At 50.9% G+C, this 583-nt stretch carries 1 protein-coding gene; it reads right to left on the bottom strand.

Annotation, left to right across the window (positions count from 1 at the left end; genetic code table 11):
• Window positions 1-111 precede the first annotated feature (111 nt).
• Window positions 112-447 carry a YcaO-like family protein gene (locus ACZYSM_RS29335; protein ID WP_489077190.1) on the bottom strand — a complete coding sequence of 112 codons (336 nt, stop codon included), beginning with the start codon at window positions 445-447 and terminating at the stop codon, window positions 112-114.
• Between the last annotated feature and the right edge of the window lie 136 nt (window positions 448-583).

Here is a 583-nt window from a genome sequence, read left to right as displayed (position 1 = left end):
TAGAGGTATACCTTTTCGACTTTTGCATCGGGACGCATCATGTGGGGCAGGCTCCTGAGAGAGTTCGGGAGCTCAGCATCGGGCATCAAATATCGGCTTGGAATGTGGGCTTCATGGAGCGGTTACGCTTAAACTTGAAGCGGCGCTTGAAAACATGAAACGAGGCCCCAGCCCCGCATAGTCCAAGATTGCTACGTAATAAGTGGGAATCAATGCGCTGACACGCAATATAATCATCTCGGCTCCATGCTCACGGACACTTGAATACAATCGCTGGAAGCGCTCGTCAGCGACCGAAACAGGGTTGATCAATTGACCGGTCTGATTATTCTGGAAGCGCTGGTATAGCAAGGAGGTCGAATAACGCTCCACGACCTCACAAAGCCCGTAGAGTGAAGCTTCGGCCAGTGTTGCGCCGCAGGCGAGTCCGGATGTATGCGGTCTGATCAGCAGTTGCCCTAGTGTCCTGTCTCTTAAATAAGTTTCTAGCCTGAGCTATGCTTCTGTGGTCAGTCAGTACTTGGAGTGATCACATGAACTCTCAGGACATCGTGCTCAGTGAAGACGAACAAATTGAACTGAG

This window comes from Pseudomonas sp. F220 (assembly GCF_057813935.1).
The sequence above is the reverse complement of the archived record's forward strand: the minus strand, read 5'-3'. Positions and strand labels throughout refer to the sequence as shown.